The sequence below is a fragment of the Paenibacillus sacheonensis genome, from assembly GCF_009909195.1.
Classification (GTDB): Bacteria; Bacillota; Bacilli; order Paenibacillales; family Paenibacillaceae; genus Paenibacillus_Z; species Paenibacillus_Z sacheonensis.
The window spans coordinates 83,171-100,935 of record NZ_JAAAMU010000006.1; the positions used below are offsets into that span (position 1 = coordinate 83,171).

The window sequence follows — 17,765 nt, forward strand, 5'->3', positions numbered from 1 at the left end:
TCAGACCAGCCCTCCACTTACGATAAAGTAGGGAATGCGCATACGCACGCGCGTATATTCCCCCTCGCCGCTCTCGACGAACAAGCCGTATTCCTTGCCGTAAAACAACTGAATCCGTTGATGAACGTTGCGCAGCCCGATTCCGCTGCCCTCGGCCTGCTTCTCGAACGGCGCCGCCTCCCGCTCGCCGACAGCCGAGATGCCGGATTCCGCGCCTGCGATTTTCCGGTTCAGCTCCTCCGTCATCCCGCCCGACATGCCGACGCCGTTGTCGGCAATGACGATCACGATCGCCTGATCCACCAGCGTCGCGGATATCGAGATCACCATGCTCCGCGCCTCGGAAGGCTTCATCTTCATGCCGTGCTTCACGGAGTTCTCCACGATCGGCTGCAGCGACATCTTCAGCAGCTCCTGGTTCAAATACTCCGGCGGCACGTCGATCTGCAGACGGACCATATGCTCGAACCGGAGATTCATAACGGCAATATAGTTCGTGATATGGCCGAGTTCATCCTTCAGGCGCACGTATTCGCTCATCCATCTGAGGTTGTAGCGCATCATGCCGCCAAGCGATGTAAGCGCATCCGAAATAACGGGCTGATTCTCGATTTCGGCCAGCATTTTGATATTCTCGAGCGTATTGTACAGGAAGTGGGAGTCGATCTGGTTCTTGAGCGATCGCAGCTCCGTCTCTTTGGATGCCGCCTGCTTCGTGACCGCGTCCGCGATCAACTCGTTGATTTTCTTCAGCATTTTCCGGAAATGGTGGGCCAGCTCGCCGACCTCTCCCCCGCCTCGAATCGTGAAGTCGAAGTTGAAGTCGCCTTGACGGACTTTCTTCATGAAATGGGCCAGCATATGAAGCTTCTTCAGAATAAGCGCGTTCAGAAAATACGTGGAGATGGACAGGATGACCAGCAGGATCACGATCGCGATAATAATCTTGTTGCGCGTCCGGTCGATATCGGCGAATACATGCTTGAGCGAAACGACGTTCAGCACGTAAGCGTCGATCTTCTCGACGTAAATGTAATTGCTCAGAAACGGGGTCTTGTTCCGCGTAAACAAGTAATGGCCCTGCGCGCCGGCCAAATGGCTGTTCAGCTCGGCGCGAATGTCCGCCTCCGTCAGTCCCGCGTCCTTCATCAGCGTAATGCCGGGATCGTTGAACATCTTCCCTTGGCTGTCGAAGATGAACATTTGCGACTGCCCTTCGTCGCTCGAGCCCCGGAACACGTTCGGGAACACGTTCGTCAGCAGCATATCCACCTGCATGATGCCGACATGCTTGCCCGCCGGATGTTCGATCTCGCGAAGCAGCGAAAGCTTCGGCCTGTCTTCCTTGGCGTCGGAGACGATCGGACGAATCGGCTCGCGGTCCTTCCGGTCGAAATACCACCATTCGCCCCCGTCGAGCGCATTGACCTTCTTGTACCACGGCTCCGATTGTATGCGCTTCTCGAGCAGGATAACCGGCCAGATCTCGTTAATCCGCTTGTTGTTGGAAAAGAGACGAATATGCTCGATGTTCGGATTGTTGAACTGCAGGCGCAAAATGTTCGTGACGGCGGTCGTATCGAATTCGATCAGCTCCGACGCGTTCGGCTCGCTTGTGCGCTCCAGATAATACAGCACTTCTTTGTCGGACTGGGCCAACTGCGCCGCCCGCTCCATCGTCTCGATGTTGTTGTTCAGGTTGATCCGTTCGATCTCCAGCTGGTTCTCGCTTTTCTTGACGATGTCTTTCATATAATTGTCGTTCAGTTCATTGAAGATATAGAACGAGATCAATAGACTCGGCAGCAGCAAAATAAGAATATACGCAATGATAAGCCGCTTCTGCAAAGACAGCCGCTCAAGTCTGAAGAGGAATTCGCGTGCCCGTATGCGAAGCCTGCCGGCCAAATGCAATCACCGTCCGTAAGATGAAATGTACGCTAGAAGCATCGGCCAGCCGCCGATAGGCCCTCTTCGCCGTAAGGGTTTATTATAATACAAATCGCCGTGGAACGGTGATCGCCATACTTGGATATAAAAGGAAGCGGCATCCATGCTATAGCCTTTAAAATAGCCGCAGAACGGGCATGAACAGCCGGCGGCTGTCCCTCGAAGCCAAGCTGCAGGCGGCAATCCCGCTGTGCTGCTTGGCCGAAGGCGTCAGACCGCCGGCTGTTCGTATGCTTGAACGCGCGCTGCTTATTTCAGGAACTCTGCCAGCTTCGCCACGTTCTCTTCGTATTTCTTCTGTTGGTACGCCTGCACCTTGTCGAGGCCGGCGCTCTTGCGCTTGTCGAGGAAATCGTTGAACTGCTTGTCGAAATCTTCGTCCGATTTGCTGAGCAGCAGCTTCGGAAGCGCCTTGCCCCATGCCTGTGCGATCTTCTGGTTGGCGATGCCTTCCTCGGAGTTGCCGGTCGGATCGATCTGATCGAATTGCGAGAAGCTCTTTGTCTTGCCTTTCGTCCAATCCTCCATTTGCTTCGCAGGCTCGACGCTCGGCGGCGCCCATTTCAGGTTCATGTTGGTATCCATGAGCATCCAGAACGTGAACGACGCGCCGTATTTCTTATCGAAGGCGGAACGGTCCTTGTTCATCAGGTCAAGCACTTCGGGCTTGAAGACTTCCTTGCCGTCAACCGTATCGTACGTCTCGCCTGGAATACCCATGTACAGATCTTTATTGCCTTCCTCGCTGACCAGGTAGCTGAGGAATTGAATCGCTCTAGCTTTATCCTTCACGTTCTTGGAGATCAGCGTTACCGTCCAGCCCGAGATGCCGGGGCCCGACAAGGTCGGCGCGTCAAGCGCTTCGTTGCCCGGTCCGTCGATGGCGATATAGACCGAGTTCGGGTCTTTGGCGAACAACGCGTTCTCCTGCGTCGCGAAATCGCTGCGTTGGTACAGCATGGCGAAGTAGCGGCCCTGCGCGATCTTCTCTTCCATCTGCGGACGCTTGTCGATGAAGATGTCCTTCGACAGCAGTCCCATTTCATTCGCTTTGCGGAATGTCTTAAGCCAGCTTACGTATTCCGGATCCGTCCGGCGGTCATACAGCTTGCCGTCTTTCTCGTACGGAACGGCCAGGAAGTTCTGCAGATAGCCTTCGAGCGAATAGTTGCCCGTTTCCGAGAACTCGTGCAGGCCGAGCGGAATAAGCGGCTGACCGTTCACTTCCGGGAATTTCTCCTTCGCCAGCTTAAGCGCATTCAGGAAGCCTTCCTTGGTGCGCATATCCGGCTTGCCGAGCGCTTCGTACATATCCTTGCGAACGACGAACGTTTGGTTCGACGTATAGTCGCCCGAGAATTTCTGGAAATCCTTCGGCGAGGACGAAGCGTTCGGATAGCCGTAGAAATTGCCGTCCGTCTGCGTGTACCACGACGTTTTGGCCGGATCCGCCACTTTGTAGAAGTACGGATCGTATTGATCGGCCAGCTTGTTCAGCGGTTCCACCATGCCGCCCTCGATCATCTTCTTCACGTTATCCTCGGACCAGCCGAGCGTAATGAAATCGGGCAGCGAACCGGAGGCGATCATCGTGTTCAGCTTCTCGTTCTCGTTGCCTGCCGGAACGATGAAGTTGATGTTCACGCCCGTCTTCTTCGTAATGTACTGGGAAGTGGCGTCTACGCCCCATTTGTTCGGGAACCAGGAGAAATTAAGATACCAATCGAACGTAATCGGCGACGTGTCGCCTTTCCAGCCCGGCTCATCCGCGTTAACGGTCTTGGCATTGCCCGTCGCTTCGTTGCCGGCTTTGTTGCCGTTGGCATCGTTGGCCGCTTTGCCGTTGCCCGCGGCGTCCGCATTGTTCGTCGCGCCGCCATTGCCGGCATTGCCGGTATTGCCGCCATTGTTATTGCCGCCGCATGCTGCCAGCGTGGCTACGAGAGCCGTTACCGTCGTCAAAGCCAACCAGCGCTTCACTGTTCCTTGTCTCATGTGTTCTACCCCTTTGCCTTCGCTTATTATAAGTCCCTTCCGGCAGTGACGCCAGCGGGGACGAACAACCTACCCTTTGATGGAACCGATCATCATGCCTTTGACGAAGTACTTCTGCAAGAACGGATACGCGAGCACGATCGGTAAAGTGGTGACGACCATGGTCGCCAGCTTGATGGACTGCGAGCTCACGCTCTTCGTAATGCCGCCCGGCATATTCGCCATCATCAGATTGGAGCTGGACTGCGCGATGACGCGGTACAGGAACGTCTGGATCGGCTGCAAATCCATGTTGTTGATGTAGATCATGCCCGTAAAATAATCGTTCCATTGGTACACGCCGTGGAACAGGGCGATCGTCGCGATGACGGGCATCGAGACTGGAATGACGACGCGGACGAAGATGGAGAAGTCGTTGGCGCCGTCGATCTTCGCGGCTTCCTCCAGCCCTGCCGGAATCTCGCGGAAGAAGGCCAGGAAGATGATGAGATCGAAGAAGTTGAACATCGCCGGAATGATGTAGACCAGGAAATTGTCCAGCAGATGAAGATCGCGTACGAGCAGATAGGTGGGAATGAGACCGCCGCCGAAGAACAGCGTAACCGTGCCGATGAGCATATACACCTTGCGGCCGATCAGCTCGCGCCTTGAGAACGCGTAAGCGACCATGGCCGTGAAGAACACGTGCAGCGCGGTGCCGCTCACCGTCTTCATGACCGTAATGCCCATGGCCTTCATGATGCCGGGATTGTTGAATACCGCCTCGAAGCTGTCCAAGCTCATGACGCGCGGCCACCAGTAGATGCCGCCCCGCATCGCGTCCTGCCCGTCGTTGAACGCGTTCACGAGCACGTACCAGATCGGATAGATCGTAATGAAGCAGATCACCAGCATGCCGAGCACGTTGAACGCATCGAACGTCGCCTCGCCGGCGGTTTTCCTTCGGAGTGTGAACATAGCTTGTCAAACCACCTTTAACGTTAAAATAACGATGTGTCGTTCAGCTTCCTGGATACGGTGTTGGCCGTCAGCAGCAGCAGGAGCGCGATGATCGATTTAATCAATCCGACCGCGGCCGAATAGGAGAAGCGGCTGTTGATAATGCCCGTCTGGTAGACATAAACGTCGATGACGTTGCTTGTGCTTTCATTGAGCGAATTGCGCAGCACGAGAATCTGGTCGAAGTTCGAATTCAGCAAGCCGCTGACCGCGAGTATGAACAGAATCGTGATCGTGCCCGCAATGCTCGGCAGCGTGACGAACCACATTTTCTGAAACCGTCCGGCACCGTCGATCGTCGCCGCCTCGTACATTTCCGGCGATACCCCGGCGATCGCGGCAAGATAGATAATCGCGGACCAGCCAAGCTCCTTCCAGATATCCGAGGAAACGATGATCGTCCAGAAGTACCTCGGTTCGGCCAGATAACTGATCGGCTCGTGGATGAAGCCAAGCGCCATCAACAGCTTGTTGACGATGCCGACATCGGCGAGCCAGGTGGTCAAGATTCCGCCGAGGATAACCCAGGAGAGAAAGTGAGGCAGGTACGAGATCGTCTGCACCGCCTTCTTCAGCCGAAGGGAGCGAAGCTCGTTCAGGAAGAGCGCGAAGATAATCGGGAGCGGAAACCCGATCAGCAGTTTGAAGAAGCTCATGCCGATCGTATTCCATATGACGCCCTTCAGCTCGTCGTCGTCCAGGAATTCGCGGAAATGATCGAGACCGACCCACGGGGCATCGCCGATGGAGTGGATGATGTTGAACTCCTTGAAGGCGATGATGACGCCGTACATCGGGATATAGTTGAATATGACCATCCATGCCACGCCGAGCAGCGCCATCGCCTGCAAATATTTCTGGCCGGCCAGCTTTCGGACAACCTTCTTGAACCTCGTTTTGCGGCTTAACGGCTGCTCTTGCACGGCCAGCTCATAGCTCAGATTGGCGCTCATGTTGAAACCCCCAAAACCGATTTGTAAGTGCTTTCATTGATCTGTACCTATTGTATATGCCCCGGTCAGGCGCGCATAAGGTCTCATTTTTTGACTCGAGGCGCAAAATTTCAGGTGCGCGGCGTGAAGGAAAGAGGATGTATCCGAAGGCTGCCCGATTAGGCGGACAGCAAAAAGGCAGGCATGAACGCGGTTGGGCGTTCATGCCTGCCTGGTGGCGGCTGCGATGACTAACATCTGTAACAACCAAGATTGAACGTATAACTTCGATAACGGTGTTAAAAATCGATAAGACCGACGCTGATTTGGAGCGCTTCGTCTACCTTGCGCATCGTTTCGTCGTCGAGGTGCGTAATTTTGTCGGTAAGTCGCTGTTTATCGATCGTACGAATTTGCTCAAGCAGAAGCACGGAATCCCGGTCGAATCCATGGGAGGCCGCGTCGATCTCGACATGCGTCGGCAGCTTCGCTTTCTGAATCTGCGCCGTGATGGCCGCTACGATGACAGTCGGGCTGAAGCGATTGCCGATATCATTTTGAATAACGAGCACGGGACGTACACCGCCCTGCTCCGAACCTACGACAGGTGACAAGTCCGCAAAAAACACATCGCCGCGTTTAACGATCAAGCTTACACCCCGCTTACGAGTCGGCCGAGCGTGTCGCCGGCATCTTCCTCCGCTTGAAAAGCTTCCGAAGCCATCACCAGGTTGATCTTGGCCATCTCCAGATAGCCCCGCTGCATCGAATCCCGAATTTGACGCTTCTTCCGTTCAATCAAATACAGTTTCATAGCCTGACGAATAAATTCGCTTCGGTTCGAGTTTTCTTTGGCGACGATTCCGTCGACTTCCTCCAGCAAATGATCCGGCAAACTGATCATAATCCTTTTGGTATTTTGCAAATTGGCCACCGAACTCGCACCTCCAAAACATTTCCAGCAAGGTGAAACGGCAATCACCATAAAAAAGGTGATGCGCGTTTCATTCCGTAGAATTCTAAGCGTTGTATAAGGCGAAACTTATACGTCTTAGAATTCAAGGTGAAACGGCCGGCACCATCGCTTCGATGATGCGCGTTTCATTCCGAAGAATAAACGGCTGCCGCCGTCCTTGCCGGCGAAGCGCGTTTCATTCCCGAGAAATACAAGCCGATTAGGCAGAAAACTTATAATGCTGGCTTATATTTCAAAAAACAGTAACAGTATGTCATTGTTTGGTCCGTAATATACACCCTCATATGTATGCAACCCGTATATCAAGTATGCTGCATCCATAGGCAAATCCAAGGGTCTAAATCTGTATGGGCTGAGTTACAATATTCGAGGCGAGACGATAAAATCCTTTAAATACACCCCAAATACACGATAAGAAAATTATTCCTGTCCGGACAGAAGCGGATTGCTCTCCGCAACGATCTCCGCGCCGCGCATATAGATCCGAGGCACCCGGGCCGCGATCATGCACGTCACTTCGTAATTGAGCGTATCCAGCTTCGCCGCGACCTCTTCGACCGTGATGACGTCCTCGCCCTGCCGACCGATCAACACGATCTCTTCGCCGTTCGTCACCGGATTCCCGGCTTCGCCGGCCGAATCAAGCGCAATCATGCATTGATCCATGCAGATCGTGCCGAGCACCGGCACGCGTCGTCCGCGAACGAGCACTTCCGCTTTGCCCGTCAGCATCCGGCTGTAACCGTCCGCATAACCGACCGGGAGCGTCCCGATCCGTTCCTTGCCCGTGGTGAAATACCGCGTGCCGTAGCTGATTCCCCAGCCTTCCGGCGCTTCCTTTACCATGACGACCTCGGTTTTGAGCGTCATGACAGGCTTCAAGCTAATTCGACGTTCGTTCACTTCCGCCGACGGATACAGGCCGTACATGCTGATACCCAGGCGCAGCATGCCCTCGCCCCACTCGGGCGTATCGATGCCCGCAGCGCTGTTCGCCGCATGGATGATCGGGATGTTCAGCCCTTCGGCAGCCAGCTGCTTGACCACGACGCTGAAGCGATCGTGCTGCAGCTTCGTGTAGCTTTTGTCGGCTTCGTCCGCACGCGCGTAATGCGTGAACAAGCCTTCTACATAAAGGTTCGGTTCCCCCATCGCCCGCTTAATGAAAGGCAGCGCATCGCCTTCCGCCAATCGGCCGAGGCGCCCCATGCCCGTATCGACCTTGACGTGAACCGACAGCTTGCGGCCATTCCGCGGCAAAGCCGCCGCCGCATCGATGATGTCGTCCCGGAACAAGGCGACCGCGATGTCTTCGTCGCGGGCGACCTCGAGGCCTTCCGGCGGCACGAAGCCCAAGACCAGAATCTTCGTCGTCAGTCCCGCTCTTCTTAGTTGAAGCGCTTCGTCCAGAAATGCGACGCCGAGAAAGTCGACGCCGCAGCGTTCCGCTTCTCTCGCGACTTCAACGGCCCCGTGGCCGTAGGCGTTGGCCTTCACGGATGCCATCAGCAGCATCCCTTCCGGGATAGCGGCGCGAAAAGCCAGCAAATTATGCTTCAATGCGTCGAGCGATATTTCAGCTCGCGTCGGACGATAATGACTCGCCGTATTCAAGATGCTCCACCTTCATTTCCAAAAGTAAACGCCTGCCATGACAACATGGGCAGGCGTTTATCTCAAAATCCAAGCGTTTACCTGATGATCAGCGCTTGTATTTCTCCGGAATGAAACGAGCCGCACCGTCGATTCGGACGGTACGGACCGGTTCACCTTCTTACCCATAACCTTTATGTTATACGGTAACGCTGAAGGATGTCAATGAATTGGCGCCTACAGGACGGGAGCAAGTGTTGGAAATCATGCGCGCGTTCGGCGCTTATTTGGACATATCGCCTTCGACGGACTGAGCGACCTTGACCATCTCGGTCTCCGGCAGATTCGCGCTCGTAATCCGGAACTCCGTGCCCTCGTACGTCCATGTCAGGGTGCGCTGCACGTCATCGCCGCTGATCATGCCGTAGGTGAAGCCCATGTCCACGAGAGTGCCTTCCGTGGCGGAAGCCGCTACATCCTTTGGCTGCGTCTCGATCAGCGTGTAATCATACGAGCCGGCGTAACGGATCATGATGCCCGGGTTGCCGCCGAAGACGATGCTTTGGTTGTCTTTCTCCGATACGCCGTCCGGCAAATACGTCGGATCCATGCCGCTGAATGTTCCGTCTGCCGGGGCCATAGCGCCTTCGTCGGCGGAATCGTTATTCGCGGCATTATTATCCGTACCGCTATCTACATTCGTGCTGGAATTATCGTCGGGATTATTGCCGCTGGCGTTATTCGCGCCGTCGTTCGTTGCCGCGTTATTCGAGCCGTTGCCGCTGTCGTCCGTCGTCGCGGCTGCATTGTCGCTGCTGCCATTGTCGTTCGTCGCGGCTGCATTATTGCCGTTCGAGTTGTTATCGGTCGTCGCGGCTGCGTTATCGCCGTTCGAGCCGTTATTCGTTCCGTTTGCGCTGTTGTTGTCCGGATCCGCCATTGTCGGCTGGTCGCCGCCCGCTGCCGGAGTGCCCATGTTTTTCTGGGTATCGAACACGCTCTTCTCGAGCTTGGAGCCGAATTTGAACGAATCGAATTTAACGGAAACCATGACCGCGTTATTGGCATCGCTAACCTCGACTTTGCTTGGGGCGTAGTCGGATTTGTTCAGCCAAATCTTCTGCCGGGCCAAGGAACCGTTCTGATAATTCGCCATCACGTCGAAGACGTAAGCATCGTTATCGACCGCGAACGTGCGGGAGTTGTCCAGCAAAATGCTTTGGACGAGCGTCTGGTACAGGTATACCTGGCCTTGATTCGCCGGCCAATCGCTTTGGAAACGGAACACTTTGTTGAGGCGCGGCGTCAGCACGAACACGCCTTCGTCATTGCGGAGCACGATTTGAGTAATGTCCTTCTTGGCGTTCGTGAGCGCGATGCGGTAGTACTGCGGCTTCTGGTACGATACCTCGACTTGGTACTCCAGCGGCTGCTGGCCCGTGAATAACGTCATGACGCCTTTGCCCGTGTAACTGTCCAACCCGCTTAACGTTTTGTCCAAATCCTTGACAACCGATTCCGCGTCCTTAGTCCCGCAGCCTGCGAGCACCGCCGTGAGGCAAAGCAAGAGAGCTGCAATGAAACTGAATCGACGACGCATGAGATCAACCCCTCATCACATTTTTTAAACGTATCCGGAGTTGTACGGCAGCCCATGCGGATATCTCGCAGGACCAGCGTACGGGACAAGAGCCGTTTACGCTTGACTTGTACATGTGTATGAGGGGACTTGGACGATTATGCAGACAAGTTGCGGCTTGGCCGACGAGCGGTTCGCGAGCGAGCGATCAGAGGCTCTTGATGCGACCTGATTCTTTACGCAAACGGTTTACGCAAAATAATGCCCTTCTTCAAGATCGGCGATCAGTCCGGGCTTCGCCGGTTTCCAGCCCAGAAGCTCCCGCGTTGCCGGACCCGCTTGCGCGGTGCCGTACAAGGCGGCGATGTCGAGTGCCGCTATGGCGCCAAGAAACCCGAAGTGACCGGCGGCTTCTTCGGGCGTTATGCCGACCGCCGGCACGTTCAAATGCCGGCCGATGACCGCGGCGATCTCGCGGAGCGGAATGCCTTCGTCTCCGGCGCCGAGCAGCCGCGAGCCCGCCGGGGCGGACTCCAGCGCCAAACGGTACAGCACCGCCGCATCCAAACGGTGAACAGCCGGCCAGCGGTTCGTTCCTTCGCCGACATAGGCGGCGAAGCCTTTCGCCCTGGCGATGTCGATCATCATGGGCACGAATCCCCTATCGCCTTCGCCGTGCACGGACGGCGCGAGCGAGACGATGGATGCCCGAACGCCCCGCTCCGCCAATGCGAGCACCGCTTGATCCACGGCACGGCCATTGGCGTGAGCGGTCGTAATGAATGGCTTCCCGGAGCCTTCGAGCGCCGCTCCCATGGCTGCGACGGCCCGCATATCCAATGCCAGCGCGCCTTCAAAATCGGAAAAATCGTTGGTAAACGCCAGATGGATCACGCCGTCGGCAGCCGCGGCCGCGCCGCGCAGCGTATCCGGATCGTCCAGCGCGCCGTACAGCGCTTCGGCTCCCGCCGCCTTTAATCCACCGGCTTTCTCTTCCGACCGGTAAAGCCCCGTCACCGTATGTCCCGCGCCGATCAGTTCGCGGACGACCGCGGAACCGATATACCCCGTTGCTCCCGTTACAAATACATGCATAATGATAGCCTCCTTCAAGAGTTGACTGCTTGAACATGCCAAGCATAAACTATGAAGTGAACTCTAGGGCAAGCGATCCGAAGGAGAAGTGACGATGAAAATTCAAGAACTGGCGGACAAGATGGGATTAACGATCCATACGATCCGATTTTATGAAAAGGAAGGCTTGTTGGATGAACGGCATGTCCGGCGAGAAAGCAACAATTACCGCACCTATTCGGAAGAGGCGGTCGCGCGGTTGAAGCTCGTCAAGAAGTTCCAATCCATCGGCTGTTCGCTGGCCGAGCTGAAGGAAGTTCTGCAAGATCACGATTCCAATGCGCAGACGAACCAGCAGATTATCGATTGGATTCGAGGCAAACAAGAGGAGATCGAAAGCAAGAAGAAAGAATACGACCGCATGTTGGATACCCTTGACAAGATGCTGTCGTACCGGATACTGCTTGCGGACGATCCGCAAAAAGCGGAAGAGCTGCTAAAATCGTGGCATGCCGACACATCCGATTGAGCGCTGCTTGCAGCTTCCCCGTTCGATCATCAACTGCGTGCTGCCCATATGCGACCATGGAATAAAAAAAGCCTCCGCATCCACGACTGGCGTGGCTGGCGAAGGCTCCTTCGTCGCCGTCTTATGCCGAAGCGGACGAGGCCGGCAAATGCGTCGCGACGACGTTGTAGGTCGTCACTTTGCTGCTCAGGATCGGGCTTGCCGGCGCGGAACCTTGCGGAGCCGCGCTAGCATGGCCGTTTCCTTGCGCTTGATGGCCGCTGCCCGCGGGCGCCGGCGTTTGGCCGCCTTCCGGCGGACCGCCGCGGCGGGCATGGGCTTGGCGGAACGAATCGCTTTCGGTCCAGGCCTTGAAAGCTTCTTCGTTCTCCCAAGCCGTGCAGACCCGAATTTCCTCCGCCTCTTCCGACAATGCGGCATGGAGCACGTCCATCCGAATGAAGCCCGGGAAAGCATGGACGCCCTTCGGCGAACGGAAACGTTCCAGCACCGCATCGGAAGCGCCGGCTCTGACCTCAAAACGGTTCTCTACAATAATCATGCAAATAAGCCTCCTCGTTAAATTCCGTTGCAGCTGACGCAGCCCCAAGCGCTTGGCTTGGAGCCCCGCTGCGAAAGATTCGATATAGGCTATCGTAAACCAAATTCGACTTCATTCCAAATTCCGTGCTCGCCAACTTCCCAAACGCTTGAACGGCAACGTTGACCGTGCATGATTTGTCAAAAGCCGACAACATTACTATGAATCCATGTTTTTTTGCTGAAAAATTACATTACTCCACAAAAAGTAATGAAAAAATCTTCATTTTTCATATACTAATAACATATTGCACTTAATATGAACCGTATTATATCATTGGATTGGAATAATAACCCTTTATTAACCAAATCCTAATCCTATCCTCATTAAACTTCATGACACCGTTTCACGTCTCGCAAGCTAGGTCATCTCCTCAGAAGCTCAACCCTTTCCTCCCGTAACGAAGCAGCCCGATCTCAGCAAACTTGCACGCAAAAACGCATAGAAGGACCAATTCCTAAAAGGAGTGTACGTCTATGAAAATCGTATATAAACCTACCGCAGGCGCATTCTCGCTTTCGCGCGACTCCTTGCTCGCGCTCGAGATCTACGGCGGCCCGGAGGGCGCGGAAGCGATCGCGTTCTGCTCGGATCTCGGCAATCGCACGAATGCCGAGCTCATCTCTTTCATCGAAGAGCGGCGCAAAATCGACCCCGGTTTCGAGGTATCGCTCGCGATCGCCAAGGTCGAGGACAACGGCGTTTACATCATCGACGGTTCGGAAGGCTACGAGAAGATTAAGGTTGCCTGCCGGGTGAAGAACGGAATCGTGACGGGCTATTCCTAGTGCAGCTCGAAGGACAAGTATGAATAAAAATACAGAATAATGCCTTTAATTCTGTATTTTTATTAGTTGACACCTCGATATATCGCATATAATATGAATACATACTTATAACAGTGAATATTTATTCATTCCATTGCGAGGTGCCCGAATTGAACCATTTTCTTACGATGCAAGAGCCGGACCGGGCGGAGCTGCTTCATCTCATCCAAACCGGCATCGCCGTCAAGAACCATCCCGAACGCTACGCGAACGCTTGCGAGCGCAAAGGGATATTGATGCTTTTTCAAAAAACGTCCACGCGGACAAGTCTCTCTTTCCAATCCGGCATTGGCCAAATGGGCGGCTACGCCGTTCCGATGGATTGGAACGCGAGCAATTTCAGCATTTCTCCCATTCGTTACGAAGCCCGTTACGCTTCGCGCAACTGCGACTTCATCGTCGCCCGCCTGAAGAAGCACGCCGATTTGCAAGAGTTGGCGGCCTACTCTTCCGTACCTGTCATTAACGGCTGCTGCGACCGCTATCATCCGTGCCAAGCGCTCGCCGACCTGATGACCATCTACGAAGTCTCGGGAACCTTCGAAGGCGTGACGGTCACTTATGTCGGCATCCAGAACAATGTCGCCAACTCCTTGATCGCCGGTTGTTTGACGCTTGGCATCCGGCTTATTCTCGTCACGCCTATCATTAACGAAGCGTCATGGGACGGCGCGTTGATGGACCGGGCATTCTCCAGCGGCCACGTGACCAGGATGGAGTCGCTTCCGGATGCGGCGGCGCAGTCCGATTACGTCTATACGGATACATGGGTGGACATGGAGCATTTCCACCACGCCGATTATGAGGCGATCAAGGATTTCCGCATGGGCACCATGCTTCCTTACCAGCTGAACAAAGGAACGCTGAACGGCCATACGCCTTATATCATGCATGACATGCCGATCCATCCCGGCTTCGAAATCGAAGAAGAGTTGATCGAGTCGGCCAGCTCGATCATCTATCAGCAGGCAGAGAACCGAATGCACGCGCAGAAGGCGCTGCTGATGCATCTGCTTCAACGATAAGCGCAGCATGCGCGAATAAGACGGCCCCGACGCTTCGAATGCGAAGCGCGGGGCCGTCTTTTTGCCGGTCGCTCAATTAGGTGGTTGGTTCTGCAAACTTACTAATGGGAATAGGGATAGGGCGCATCAGTAGGCCTGAACGGAATCCAGATAGATCGAGCTGCTGCCCGCGGACCCGGAGCCCATGTTCACATAGAAGGAAATTTCGCCGATTGCGCCTTTGTCGATCACGCCGTTGCCCCCGCTGTACCAGCCTGGATGCGCGAACACGCCGAAGGGCAGCTGAAGGACGGATGCGGTCGTGCCGCTCATCGTGACGGCGGTCTCCCACGTCTCGCCGCCGGCTTCCTTGAACTGCACGGTGAACTTCCGGTTCGACCCGTCCGGCTTGAACCAGAGCGATAGCCCTGTCGTGCCGCTCCAGTTCACATTTCCGAGCGTCTTGGTCGCTCCGGAGTAATCCGGCGATGCGCTCACGGTGTAGGCCAGTTTCATGCCGTACGTGCCGCCGTTCTTATTCGCGGTATCCAGCGTTCGCGTCAGCGCGCCGCCGGAAGCATTCGGGACGTAGGCAGCTTGCAGCGATGCATTGGCGCCTCCGTAGCCCTCGAAATCGTCGATGGCGACGTTCACGGGAGGCGGCGAGAAGGTTTGAGCCGCGACGGAATCAACGTACAGCGTGCCGCTGCCCGCCGAACCGGCGGCCTTATTGACATAGATCGAGTATTCGGAGATCGAGCCCGGATCGAGCGTGCCGTTGCCGCCGCTGTACCAGCCGGGATGGGCGAAGCTCGTAAACGGCAGCTGGAGCACCGTGGCCGAGGTTCCCGACATGACGTAATAGGTTTCCCACATTTCGCCGCTCGTTTCCTTGAATTGCAGCGTCAGCGTCCGGCCGGAGCCGTCCGGCTTCAGCCACAGCTGGAGCCCGGTCTTGCCCGTCCAGTTCGCCGTGCCGAGCTGCTTCGTGATGCCCGCGAAATCCGGCGAGCTGCTGACGGTGTAGGCCATCTTCATGCCGTACGTCCCGCCGTTCTTGTTCGTCGTATCCCGGTTGACGGTCACGGCTCCGCCGGACGTGTTCCGAACATAAGCCGTCTGCAGCGCGCTGTCGGAGGCGTACGATTCGAAATCGTCCAGCGTCGACGTCTGCGGAGGGGCGGTCGCGGTCGTGAAGGACAGACCGGAATTGGACGCTGCCGTCGAGCCCGTTCCGTTCGCGGCCGTGACCTTCCAATAGTAGGTCGTGCCGTCCGCAAGCGCAGCCGAAGGCGTGTAGCTCGTCGCCGTTAAACCTGCGGCGTTAATGATCGGACTCGCGTAGGAGGCATTGTTCGCCACCACCAGCGTATAGCTGGAAGCGTTGGCGGAAGCGCCCCAAGCGAACGCGGGCGTCACGCCGACGCCTGTCGAACCGCCGGAAGGCGCGGTCAGGGCGAAGCTTCCCGGAATCGGAAGGGCGGTGCCGCCGGTGGCGTAGACGTTGGAGTACGCACCGGCCACGCCTCCGAGATTGACGCCTTTCACCCGGTACCAAGCCGCCGTGCCGCTTGTCGATGTCGCGTCGGTCCACGGCGTCTGGTTATCCGTCGCGCATGCGTTGCACACGACGGTCCATGGACCGCTGCTGCCTGCCGTCGAGCGCTCGACCGTATACGTCGCCGAAGGCACGGAGCCCCGCCACTTCAGCTGGTATTTGCCGCCGCTTACCGCATGGCTCGTCAGGAGCGGGGCGCCCGGCACGCCATGGGCCGGCACGGACATGCCTCTCATGGCAAACGCATGATTGCGCATCTGCTGGACGGCCGTTTGCATGGCCGGCGTATCGCCGGGGTAGTGAACCGTAAAGCTTTCATTATGCTGCTCATAACCGTAGTCGTCGCCATGGCCGAACAGCGCCCAGAAGGCATCTCCGGCAATGACCGGCGTCGACTGAATCGCGCTCAGGAAATTGCTCAGCGTGCCCTGCGTCTCGTAATTCCACGCATACTCGCCGACATACATGACTTTCCCCGCATTCTGCACCTTCGTCGCCTGCGTCTGCAGCTGGGTGACCGACAACCCCTTGCAGCAGCTCCCGACATTCGGCCACTGGTAGAAATGGTCGGAGTAAATATCGATGCCCGGGATGGTCAGATGGCTGTCCACGACCCCGTAGCTGCCGTCCATGACGAGGTGATGCGTATCCAGCTGCTTCAGGTAACCCGCGATTTCCGTCGTCCAGTTCTTGAAGGCCGTCGGGTTGTCGAACCAGCCGAGCTCGTTGCCCGTCTCCCAGGCCATGATCGTCGGGTCGTCCTTGTAGGCAACGCCGGTGTACGTATTGACGCGGTTCAACAGCGTGTTCACGTACTGCTTGAAGGCGTCGATGATCGCCGGCTGATTGTAGAATTCATAGCCCGTGTAGCTGATGCCGTCGTCCGGGTAGCCGAACCACTTCGTCCACGACTTCTTCCCGCCGTGGTAGTAGTTGTATTGGTCGATCAAGGGCAGAATGAGGCGTACGCCTTGATCGCCTGCCGTCTTGATGACGTAGTCCAACTGCTGGAAAGCCGTCTCGTTGTAGGTCGTCAGCGTCGGCTTGATGCATTTGGGGCAGCCGAACGAGATGGCGGCGTGGCTGCGGACGACGTTAACGCCCATCTCCTTCGCCGTGGCGAGGACGTCATTGACGCGGAAAGCGGTCGGGTAGTCTACGGTGCCCGGCGGGACGTTCTCGTCCAGTCCGAGCCAGTAAATATTGGCCGAGCCGAAACGGAACGGCTGTCCGTCTACCGTCAGCTGGCTGCCGGAACGGGTGACGAAGCCGGTAATGGCGGCCTTGGCCTGGCCGCCGCCGATGATCGACGGCGTCAGCGTGAAGACGAGCATGGCGGATAGCAGCAATTGAATGGACTTCTTCAACGTAATCAAATCAATGCGCCTCCTTACGAATGGTCTGGCACTTGCGGCCTGGCAGTGTGCTCCGGCTGCTGCGCGGCGGGGATCGCCTCCTCTCTCGGTGGGCATAGGTTCCGGCAAGCGCCCTGGCATACGTTTGGTACAAGCTGGTTGTTAGCGCTTACAATATTGATCGTACACCTTTGCATCCGAGCATTATAGAGAGCGGATTTGGATTTCTAGTCTTCTGTTTGGCATCGGTATCCCGTTCGGAACTCAGGTTGAATTCGGCCTCCGCAGGCACCGGATGCTGCGTAACCATGCCTCCGTCCCAACCTGGCTCCCGCTATCCAACCATGCTTACACATCCAAACGCCGATTCATGCTTAACTATCCAAACCTGCCCCAGTAAGCATGAAAGGCTGCCGAAGGTGCAACCGTCAACCTGGGCCGAAACTCTAACGATTGCCAGCGTCGCTAATCAGCGAAAAATGCTGCTTATGAAACTCTAACGTGTGTCATAGGCGTTATTAGGCCAGTAGGAGCTGATTTGCACGGCAAAATCTCGCAATAAGCTCCCTGATAGACGTTAGCTATAAAAGAGGGGCATTTTGAGGTGATTAGCCTTCCTCACAATCGTTAGCTTTGAATGGGTAGTCGGTTAGTCGGCGGCAGTTAGACGGTAGTCGGTTAGTCGGTCTGCGATTAGGCGGTCGGGGGACGGCAGTTAGTGATTGGCGGTTAGTCGTTCGGCGGTAATCGGCAGTCGGCGGCGGTTAGACGGTCAGGGGTGATAGGCGGTCGACGGCGGTTGGTTGGCATTTAT

At 56.1% G+C, this 17,765-nt stretch carries 14 protein-coding genes; 3 read left to right on the forward strand and 11 right to left on the reverse strand.

Annotated features, from left to right (window positions below; translation table 11 throughout):
- From GT003_RS13340 to GT003_RS13380, 9 genes are all read right to left on the reverse strand, one after another.
- Window positions 1-1,848, reverse strand: coding sequence for a cache domain-containing sensor histidine kinase (locus tag GT003_RS13340; RefSeq protein ID WP_161698453.1), 1,848 nt, complete (start codon window positions 1,846-1,848; stop codon window positions 1-3).
- Between the two features lie 351 nt (window positions 1,849-2,199).
- Window positions 2,200-3,945, reverse strand: coding sequence for a type 2 periplasmic-binding domain-containing protein (locus GT003_RS13345; RefSeq protein WP_239565782.1), 1,746 nt, complete (start codon window positions 3,943-3,945; stop codon window positions 2,200-2,202).
- 69 nt (window positions 3,946-4,014) lie between these two features.
- The gene (locus tag GT003_RS13350; RefSeq protein ID WP_161698455.1) at window positions 4,015-4,902 is read right to left on the reverse strand and encodes a carbohydrate ABC transporter permease; all 888 of its coding nucleotides are present in this window, start codon (window positions 4,900-4,902) and stop codon (window positions 4,015-4,017) included.
- A 23-nt stretch (window positions 4,903-4,925) separates the two neighbouring features.
- On the reverse strand, window positions 4,926-5,897 hold the full coding sequence (locus GT003_RS13355) for an ABC transporter permease (RefSeq protein ID WP_161698457.1): 972 nt from the start codon (window positions 5,895-5,897) through the stop codon (window positions 4,926-4,928).
- A gap of 278 nt (window positions 5,898-6,175) precedes the next feature.
- Window positions 6,176-6,526 (reverse strand): type II toxin-antitoxin system PemK/MazF family toxin, encoded by a 351-nt coding sequence (locus GT003_RS13360; protein WP_125664969.1) that lies wholly within the window; start codon window positions 6,524-6,526, stop codon window positions 6,176-6,178.
- A gap of 2 nt (window positions 6,527-6,528) precedes the next feature.
- Window positions 6,529-6,810 carry a CopG family ribbon-helix-helix protein gene (locus GT003_RS13365; RefSeq protein ID WP_090644307.1) on the reverse strand — a complete coding sequence of 94 codons (282 nt, stop codon included), beginning with the start codon at window positions 6,808-6,810 and terminating at the stop codon, window positions 6,529-6,531.
- Window positions 6,811-7,272: 462 nt separating this feature from the next.
- Entirely contained in the window at window positions 7,273-8,466 is a 1,194-nt protein-coding gene (gene alr, locus GT003_RS13370) for an alanine racemase (protein WP_161698459.1), read from the reverse strand.
- A 262-nt stretch (window positions 8,467-8,728) separates the two neighbouring features.
- The gene (locus GT003_RS13375) at window positions 8,729-10,045 is read right to left on the reverse strand and encodes an outer membrane lipoprotein-sorting protein (protein WP_161698461.1); all 1,317 of its coding nucleotides are present in this window, start codon (window positions 10,043-10,045) and stop codon (window positions 8,729-8,731) included.
- 228 nt (window positions 10,046-10,273) lie between these two features.
- A complete protein-coding gene (locus GT003_RS13380; protein ID WP_161698463.1) occupies window positions 10,274-11,119 on the reverse strand; it encodes an SDR family oxidoreductase in 846 nt (281 codons plus the stop codon).
- A 94-nt stretch (window positions 11,120-11,213) separates the two neighbouring features.
- On the opposite strand from GT003_RS13380, the gene GT003_RS13385 reads away from it, so the two are divergent.
- A complete protein-coding gene (locus tag GT003_RS13385; protein ID WP_161698465.1) occupies window positions 11,214-11,627 on the forward strand; it encodes a MerR family transcriptional regulator in 414 nt (137 codons plus the stop codon).
- Window positions 11,628-11,748: 121 nt separating this feature from the next.
- Here GT003_RS13385 and GT003_RS13390 read toward each other — a convergent pair whose 3' ends face one another.
- Window positions 11,749-12,168, reverse strand: a complete 420-nt coding sequence (locus GT003_RS13390; protein WP_161698467.1) for an antibiotic biosynthesis monooxygenase — start codon at window positions 12,166-12,168, stop codon at window positions 11,749-11,751.
- Between the two features lie 515 nt (window positions 12,169-12,683).
- On the opposite strand from GT003_RS13390, the gene GT003_RS13395 reads away from it, so the two are divergent.
- Window positions 12,684-12,995 (forward strand): hypothetical protein, encoded by a 312-nt coding sequence (locus GT003_RS13395; RefSeq protein ID WP_161698469.1) that lies wholly within the window; start codon window positions 12,684-12,686, stop codon window positions 12,993-12,995.
- Window positions 12,996-13,144: 149 nt separating this feature from the next.
- Window positions 13,145-14,059, forward strand: a complete 915-nt coding sequence (locus tag GT003_RS13400) for a Rossmann-fold NAD(P)-binding domain-containing protein (protein WP_161698471.1) — start codon at window positions 13,145-13,147, stop codon at window positions 14,057-14,059.
- Between the two features lie 126 nt (window positions 14,060-14,185).
- On the opposite strand, the gene GT003_RS13405 is transcribed toward GT003_RS13400, so the two are convergent.
- Window positions 14,186-16,972: a carbohydrate binding domain-containing protein gene (locus GT003_RS13405; protein WP_161698473.1), complete on the reverse strand. Its 2,787-nt coding sequence runs from the start codon at window positions 16,970-16,972 to the stop codon at window positions 14,186-14,188.
- Between the last annotated feature and the right edge of the window lie 793 nt (window positions 16,973-17,765).

What these genes read in the sequence shown, in the direction of transcription:
- GT003_RS13345 (WP_239565782.1), bottom strand. Translation starts at nt 3,945, where the DNA reads ATGAGACAAGGAACAGTGAAGCGCTGGTTGGCTTTGACGACGGTAACG.
- GT003_RS13385 (WP_161698465.1), top strand. Translation starts at nt 11,214, where the DNA reads ATGAAAATTCAAGAACTGGCGGACAAGATGGGATTAACGATCCATACG.
- GT003_RS13375 (WP_161698461.1), bottom strand. Translation starts at nt 10,045, where the DNA reads ATGCGTCGTCGATTCAGTTTCATTGCAGCTCTCTTGCTTTGCCTCACG.
- GT003_RS13390 (WP_161698467.1), bottom strand. Translation starts at nt 12,168, where the DNA reads ATGATTATTGTAGAGAACCGTTTTGAGGTCAGAGCCGGCGCTTCCGAT.
- GT003_RS13350 (WP_161698455.1), bottom strand. Translation starts at nt 4,902, where the DNA reads ATGTTCACACTCCGAAGGAAAACCGCCGGCGAGGCGACGTTCGATGCG.
- GT003_RS13395 (WP_161698469.1), top strand. Translation starts at nt 12,684, where the DNA reads ATGAAAATCGTATATAAACCTACCGCAGGCGCATTCTCGCTTTCGCGC.
- GT003_RS13355 (WP_161698457.1), bottom strand. Translation starts at nt 5,897, where the DNA reads ATGAGCGCCAATCTGAGCTATGAGCTGGCCGTGCAAGAGCAGCCGTTA.
- GT003_RS13380 (WP_161698463.1), bottom strand. Translation starts at nt 11,119, where the DNA reads ATGCATGTATTTGTAACGGGAGCAACGGGGTATATCGGTTCCGCGGTC.